5 protein-coding genes are annotated in these 6,461 nt (G+C 30.3%); 4 read left to right on the forward strand and 1 reads right to left on the reverse strand.

The features are described from left to right. Positions 1-178 precede the first annotated feature (178 nt). The 4 genes from dusB to BMY82_RS08880 all read left to right on the forward strand — a co-directional run bounded on the left by dusB (position 179) and on the right by BMY82_RS08880 (position 4,546). On the forward strand, positions 179-1,138 hold the full coding sequence (gene dusB / locus BMY82_RS08865; RefSeq protein WP_091976193.1) for a tRNA dihydrouridine synthase DusB: 960 nt from the start codon (positions 179-181) through the stop codon (positions 1,136-1,138). Positions 1,139-1,549: 411 nt separating this feature from the next. Further along, positions 1,550-2,035: a transcription elongation factor GreA gene (gene greA, locus BMY82_RS08870; protein WP_091976194.1), complete on the forward strand. Its 486-nt coding sequence runs from the start codon at positions 1,550-1,552 to the stop codon at positions 2,033-2,035. A gap of 201 nt (positions 2,036-2,236) precedes the next feature. Then, positions 2,237-4,171, forward strand: coding sequence for a lysine--tRNA ligase (gene lysS / locus BMY82_RS08875; RefSeq protein WP_091976195.1), 1,935 nt, complete (start codon positions 2,237-2,239; stop codon positions 4,169-4,171). Positions 4,172-4,234: 63 nt separating this feature from the next. After that, positions 4,235-4,546 carry a bacteriocin immunity family protein gene (locus tag BMY82_RS08880; RefSeq protein ID WP_091976196.1) on the forward strand — a complete coding sequence of 104 codons (312 nt, stop codon included), beginning with the start codon at positions 4,235-4,237 and terminating at the stop codon, positions 4,544-4,546. 115 nt (positions 4,547-4,661) lie between these two features. On the opposite strand, the gene BMY82_RS08885 is transcribed toward BMY82_RS08880, so the two are convergent. Further along, the gene (locus BMY82_RS08885) at positions 4,662-5,843 is read right to left on the reverse strand and encodes a pyridoxal phosphate-dependent aminotransferase (protein ID WP_091976197.1); all 1,182 of its coding nucleotides are present in this window, start codon (positions 5,841-5,843) and stop codon (positions 4,662-4,664) included. Positions 5,844-6,461: the final 618 nt, after the last annotated feature.

Here is a 6,461-nt window from a genome sequence, read left to right on the forward strand (position 1 = left end):
AAAAAATAATTAATAAATCTTTAAAAAAGATAAAAATAAGTGAGCTTTGAAAATACAGCAAAACAGGAAACTAAAAAGAGTATAGTTTTTAAAGAGTATAAATTTAATTTGAATTTGTAATCTGTAAAAAATATAGGCTTATGATTTATAAAAATATATACTGAAATGAGAGGTGAATATGAGATTTAGAGATTTTGAACTAGATAATGAGGTTTTTCTAGCTCCAATGGCTGGAGTTACAGATTTACCTTTTAGGCTGATATGTAAGGAACATGGATGTGGTCTTTTATATACAGAGATGATAAATGCAAAAGCGCTTTGCTTTGATGATGAAAAAACAAAGAAAATGTTAAATATAAATGATGAAGAATTTCCAGTTGCCGTTCAAATTTTTGGAAGTGAAGCCGAATATATGGCAAGAGCTGCCGAGATACTAAACGATTATCCTAATGAAATTTTGGATATTAATATGGGCTGTCCCGCACCAAAGGTAGTAAAAAACGGTGATGGTTCTGCTCTTATGAAAAATCCAGAACTTGCTAGAAAAGTATTAGAAGCAGTAGTAGGAAAATCCAAGAAGCCAGTAAGTTTAAAAATAAGAAAAGGCTGGGATGAAGATAATATAAATGCACTTGAAATAGCAAAAATAGCAGAAGACTGCGGAATCTCTGCAATTACAATACATGGAAGAACTAGGGAGCAATACTATTCAGGAAAGGCAGATTGGGATATTATCAAAGCTGTAAAAGAAGAGCTAAAGATTCCTGTTATAGGAAACGGTGATGTTGCAAGTGTAGAGGATGCTATAAAAATTAGACAGCATACAAAGTGTGATGCAATAATGATAGGAAGAGGGGCACAAGGAAACCCTTGGATTTTTGAAAGAATTAATCACTATATTAAGACAGGAGAAATACTTCCTGAGCCAACAAAAGAAGAAAAAATAGATGTAGCTATTAAACATATAGAATTGGCCGTAAAAGAAGATGGTGAATATGTTGCAGTAAGGGAAATGAGAAAACATATAGGCTGGTATCTAAAGGGAATGAAACATTCTGCCAAGTTTAGAGATGAAATAAATAGAATGGAAAGTGTAGAAGAAGTAATAAAGACACTTTTACAGTATAAAGAAATATAAAATTTTTAATAAAAAAGTTTATATTATTAAAATAAGAAAGAACAGAATTTCCTGTTCTTTTTTGCTTTTTATACAGTTTGAAATAAAATGTATAAATGGTTATTTAGTTAATAAAATAAAATAAATGAGAAAAAAACTTTATGGGCTCAATAGGGCTATTAAGTAAAAAATGCAGAAAAAATTTAATTCAAAGGAAAAATAAGCTGTTTTTTGCTATGTTAAAAACAAGGCTAAAAGTATTGTGAATAAAGGGATAAAGCCTGTATCCAGACTTTATTGAACTCTTGACATTATAGTATAATTAGAATATAATAAATCGGATATAATATAAATTGTGTTTGATTTACACACAATTTAAAATATGATGTAGAAGCAAATAATTGTAATTTATATAATAATGGAGGTCCGAAAATGGAGGAAAATATTAGCAAGGAAATTATACTTACTCAAGAAGGGTACGACAAACTTGAAGAAGAATTAGAACTTTTAAAAACAACTAGAAGAAAAGAAGTTGCAGAAAGATTAAAGGTAGCTATATCATTTGGTGACTTATCAGAAAATGCAGAGTATGATGAAGCTAAGAAAGAACAGGCAGCTCTTGAAGAAAGAATTATGAAGCTAGAACATATGACAAGAGTAGCTGTTATAATTGATGAAGATAGTGTGGACCTTGATGTAGTAACAATTGGTTCTGTAGTTAAGATATTTGATTATGATTTTGACGAAGAAGTTGAATATACAATAGTAGGTAGTGCAGAAGCGGATCCATACAGTTTTAAAATATCAAATGAATCTCCAGTAGGTAAGGCTCTACTAGGAAGACAAAAGGGCGAAGACGTAGAAGTAACTGTTCCAGACGGTATAATCAAATTAAAGATATTAGATATAACTAGATAGTTGCATTTTGACTATTATATTAGTAGGTATATTAGGATTTTTAGAATTTCATTAAGATAACTTACAAAATGTCAAAAATATATAGAATCATTTTAAAATCAATTAAGTAATAGAGTACGAGTGCTAAACCCGAATTTATATATTCGGGTAACTTTCGTATTAATTTAATAAAGAAAAAACAGATTAAAACAGGAGGAGAAAATGGGAAATAATAAGCCGGAAAATCAGGTCGAAAACCTAAGTGAAGTTCTTCAGGTTAGAAGAGATAAGCTTAAGGAACTTCAGGAAATGGGGAAAGATCCTTTTAAAATAAGCAAGTATAATGTTACTCATCATTCAGATGAAATAAAGGAAAATTATGATGAGTTAGAAGGAAAGACTGTAAGCATAGCAGGGCGTATAATGTCAAAGAGAGTAATGGGTAAGGCATCTTTTATGCATTTACAGGATCAGAACGGAAGAATGCAGGTATATGTAAAAAGAGATGATATAGGAGTAGATGAATACAAGTTATTTAAGAAATTTGACATGGGAGATATAGTTGGAGTTGAAGGTTTTGTTTTCAAAACTAAGACTGAAGAAATATCTTTACATGCAGAGAAGATTACTTTATTGTCAAAGTCTCTTCAGATACTTCCAGAAAAGTACCATGGTTTAAAGGATATGGATTTAAGATACAGACAGAGATATGTAGATTTAATAGTTAATCCAGAAGTAAAGGATGCTTTCCTTACAAGAACTAAGGCACTAAAGGCTTTAAGAAGTTATCTTGATGATAGAGGCTTCCTTGAAGTTGAAACACCAATTTTAAATACAATAGCAGGTGGTGCAAATGCTAGACCATTTGTTACTCATCATAATACTCTTGATATACCAATGTATTTAAGAATAGCTAACGAATTATATCTAAAGAGATTAATCGTTGGTGGATTCGATAAGGTATATGAAATGGGAAGAATGTTCAGAAATGAAGGAATGGACATGAAGCACAATCCTGAGTATACAGCAATAGAATTGTATCAGGCATATGCAGACTATGAAGATATGATGGAAATAACAGAAAATGTTGTATCTCACATGGCTGAAGTTGCAACTGGAAGCATGAAGGTAAATTATCAGGGAACAGAAATAGACTTTACACCTCCATGGAGAAGAATGACTATGGAAGAATGTGTAAAGGAATATGCTGGAGTAGACTTCTCTGAAATAAATACAGATGAAGAAGCTATAGCAGTAGCAAAGGAAAAGGGAATAGAAATCAAGCCAGGAATGAGACGTGGTGAAGTAATAAATGAATTTTTTGAAGAATTTGGTGAAGATCAGCTTGTACAGCCTACATTTATAACTCATCATCCAGTGGAAGTTTCTCCACTTGCTAAGAGAAATGTTGAAGATCCAAGAAGAACAGATAGATTTGAAGCATTTGCTAATAGATGGGAACTTGCCAATGCATTCTCTGAGTTAAATGATCCAATCGACCAGAGAGGAAGATTTGAAGATCAGGTAAGAAAGAGAGCTCTTGGTGATGATGAAGCTTGTGAAATGGATGAAGACTTCCTAAATGCACTAGAAGTGGGACTTCCTCCAACAGGTGGACTGGGAATAGGTATAGATAGAGTAATAATGCTTCTTACAAACTCTTCATCAATAAGAGATGTATTATTATTCCCAACAATGAAGCCGATGTCTAGTGAAACAGCTGAAAGCGGTAGTTTAGAAGAAACAGCTGATAATAAAGTTACAGGAGATTTAGAAAAAATAGATTTTTCTAAGGTAAAAGTTGAACCACTATTTGAAGAAGATGTAGACTTTGAAACCTTCTCTAAGTCAGACTTTAGAGCAGTAAAGGTTCTTAACTGTGAAGAAGTAGCTAAGAGTAAAAAGCTACTGAAGTTTACTTTAGATGACGGATCAGGAAAAGAAAGAACTATTCTTTCAGGAATTAAGGAATACTATTCAGCAGAAGAATTAGTAGGTAAAACTCTTTTAGCTATTACAAACTTGCCACCAAGAAAAATGATGGGTATAGAATCAGAAGGAATGATTATTTCATCTGTATATGAATACGAAGACAAAGAAAAATTAAATTTAGTAATGCTAGGAAATAACATACCAGCAGGAGCAAAATTATATTAGATTAAATAACATATCTAGAGTCAGTGTAGTAATTAACATAAAATAAAAAGCTGGGAGTAGACTATGAAAAATAAAAAGGAATTTGAAGAAGAATTTTTATCAAAGGTTTATAATCTGATTTTAAATGAAAATACACTGTCAGATGAAAGAGTTATACTTGTAGAATTTAAAAATAATATTTCTATAGACGGTAAAAACTTTAATAAAGAAGTTGGAATTCTTTCTGAAAAGATAAGGGTTTTGGCAATAAAAAAATATAATCAAAAAGAATGTTTGAGTAAAGAAGTAGGAAAACTGTATAATTATATATCTGAAAAAGGTCTTTTTAAAAGAGAATTAGGTCGTGGTATAGCAAGTATTGGAATATGGATGTAAGAATAGAAGGATATGCCTTAATGGCATATCCTTGTATTTTTTGATAATAAATTTTAAATATATATAATCTATTTTAAGCAACTATTTGTAGATAGTATAGCTAGATGAAAATAGTTTATAGGTATTTAGCTATATACCTTTCAAGTCTATCTACACCTTCAAGGAATTCTTTTTCGCTACAAGCGTAGGAAATTCTCACATATTCATCTATTCCAAATGCCTTTCCTGGAACAAGGGCAACCTTTTCGTCCTGTAAAAACTGTTCACAGAATTCTACTGAGAAGCTGTCTTTATACTTAAAGTTTTCTTTTACTTTAGATAAGTCTACAAATATATAGAAAGCTCCTGCAGGTTTTACATATCCGATACCATCTATTTTATTAAGTCTTTCTGTAATAATAGAGCATCTCTTCTTATAAGTATCAACCATGTATTGCATATCATCTTCACACTCTCTCAATGCACCAAGACCTATATACTGTGCAGTTAAAGATGGGTGAGATATAATATGGCTTTGTATAGCAGACATACCCTTAGCGATTTCTCTATTTGAAGCGGTATATCCTAATCTAATACCTGTCATTGCTGCAGACTTTGCAAATCCATTTACAGTAATAGTAATGTCTTTTATTTCATCACTTAAAGATGCAACAGAGACAAAATCGTCATTAAATCTTATTTTTTCATAAATTTCGTCGGCTAATATATAAATTCCTTTTTCTACACAGACATTGGCAATTTCTAATAACTCATCTCTAGTATACACTGCACCAGTAGGATTAGATGGATTAGTTATAATAATTAACTTTGTTTTGTCTGTAATAGCAGACAGAAGTTCATCTTTTGTAAGCTTAAAGTTATTTTCTTTCTTAGTTTTTACTTCCACTGGAACAGCATTGGTAACTTTAACTATTTCAGAGTAACTTACCCAGTAAGGAAGAGGAAGAAGAACTTCATCTCCAGGATCAGTAGTGGCAAGGATAACATTAGTAATAGAATTTTTTGCACCACTAGATAAAACTATTTGATCTGGAGTATATGAGATATTATTTTCATTATTTAATTTTTTACAAATTTCCTCTCTAAGTTCTATAATACCAGGAACGAAGTCATACTTAGTTTTATTTTCATCTAGAGATTTCTTTCCATATTCTTTAGCTTTTTCTGGAACGTTAAAATCAGGTTCCCCTATACTAAGACTTATAACATCTATTCCTTCAGCCTTCATTTCTTTAACCTTAGAACTGATAGCAACAGTTACTGAAGGTGTAATATTTTTTAAACGCGTAGATAGCATTTTATTTCCTCCTTAAAATCACATATAAATACATAAAAAACTTTTTGAATATCTCTGATTAAAGTTATGAGTAATAAATAATACTGATGAATTTAAACTCATTAGAAATATTCAGTTTATGCTTTAGAAATATTTTATAACAAAAAACCTCTTTTGTATACAAAGAGTATTAAAAAAATACGAATATTTATATTCATATAAATACTAAAAAGCAATAAAAAGTTTATAAATACGAACTATAATAGATTAAGCGAAAATAAAGAAAGGATAGATATAAAAAAATAAAAAAAAACCAAAAAACTTATTGACAGTGTAGTTTTATAGTGATATAGTATTACTTGTCTTTAAGAAACACATTAAAAACAACTTGAAAGAGTTAGTCATACAAAAACTTATTAAAAGTAAATAAAGTATTACTTAAAAAAAATTTAAAAAACTTTTAAAAAAGTTCTTGACAACTTACGATAAAGTTGATATAATAAATGAGTCGTCAAGCGGAAACGTTTGACAAAGATTAAAGAAAGAAATGAACTTTGAAAATTGAACAGCAGGTTAATTCAATAAGCTGTTTTACAGCAATTGATTAATCGTTTAAACAAGCAAACTTGTTTAAACCAC

Origin of the sequence: Peptostreptococcus russellii, from assembly GCF_900110295.1 — a bacterium.
In the GTDB taxonomy this organism is placed as follows: domain Bacteria; phylum Bacillota; class Clostridia; order Peptostreptococcales; family Peptostreptococcaceae; genus Peptostreptococcus; species Peptostreptococcus russellii_A.

Coding starts and splice junctions, on each gene's coding strand:
- dusB (WP_091976193.1), top strand. CDS start 179: ATGAGATTTAGAGATTTTGAACTAGATAATGAGGTTTTTCTAGCTCCA.
- lysS (WP_091976195.1), top strand. CDS start 2,237: ATGGGAAATAATAAGCCGGAAAATCAGGTCGAAAACCTAAGTGAAGTT.
- BMY82_RS08880 (WP_091976196.1), top strand. CDS start 4,235: ATGAAAAATAAAAAGGAATTTGAAGAAGAATTTTTATCAAAGGTTTAT.
- BMY82_RS08885 (WP_091976197.1), bottom strand. CDS start 5,843: ATGCTATCTACGCGTTTAAAAAATATTACACCTTCAGTAACTGTTGCT.
- greA (WP_091976194.1), top strand. CDS start 1,550: ATGGAGGAAAATATTAGCAAGGAAATTATACTTACTCAAGAAGGGTAC.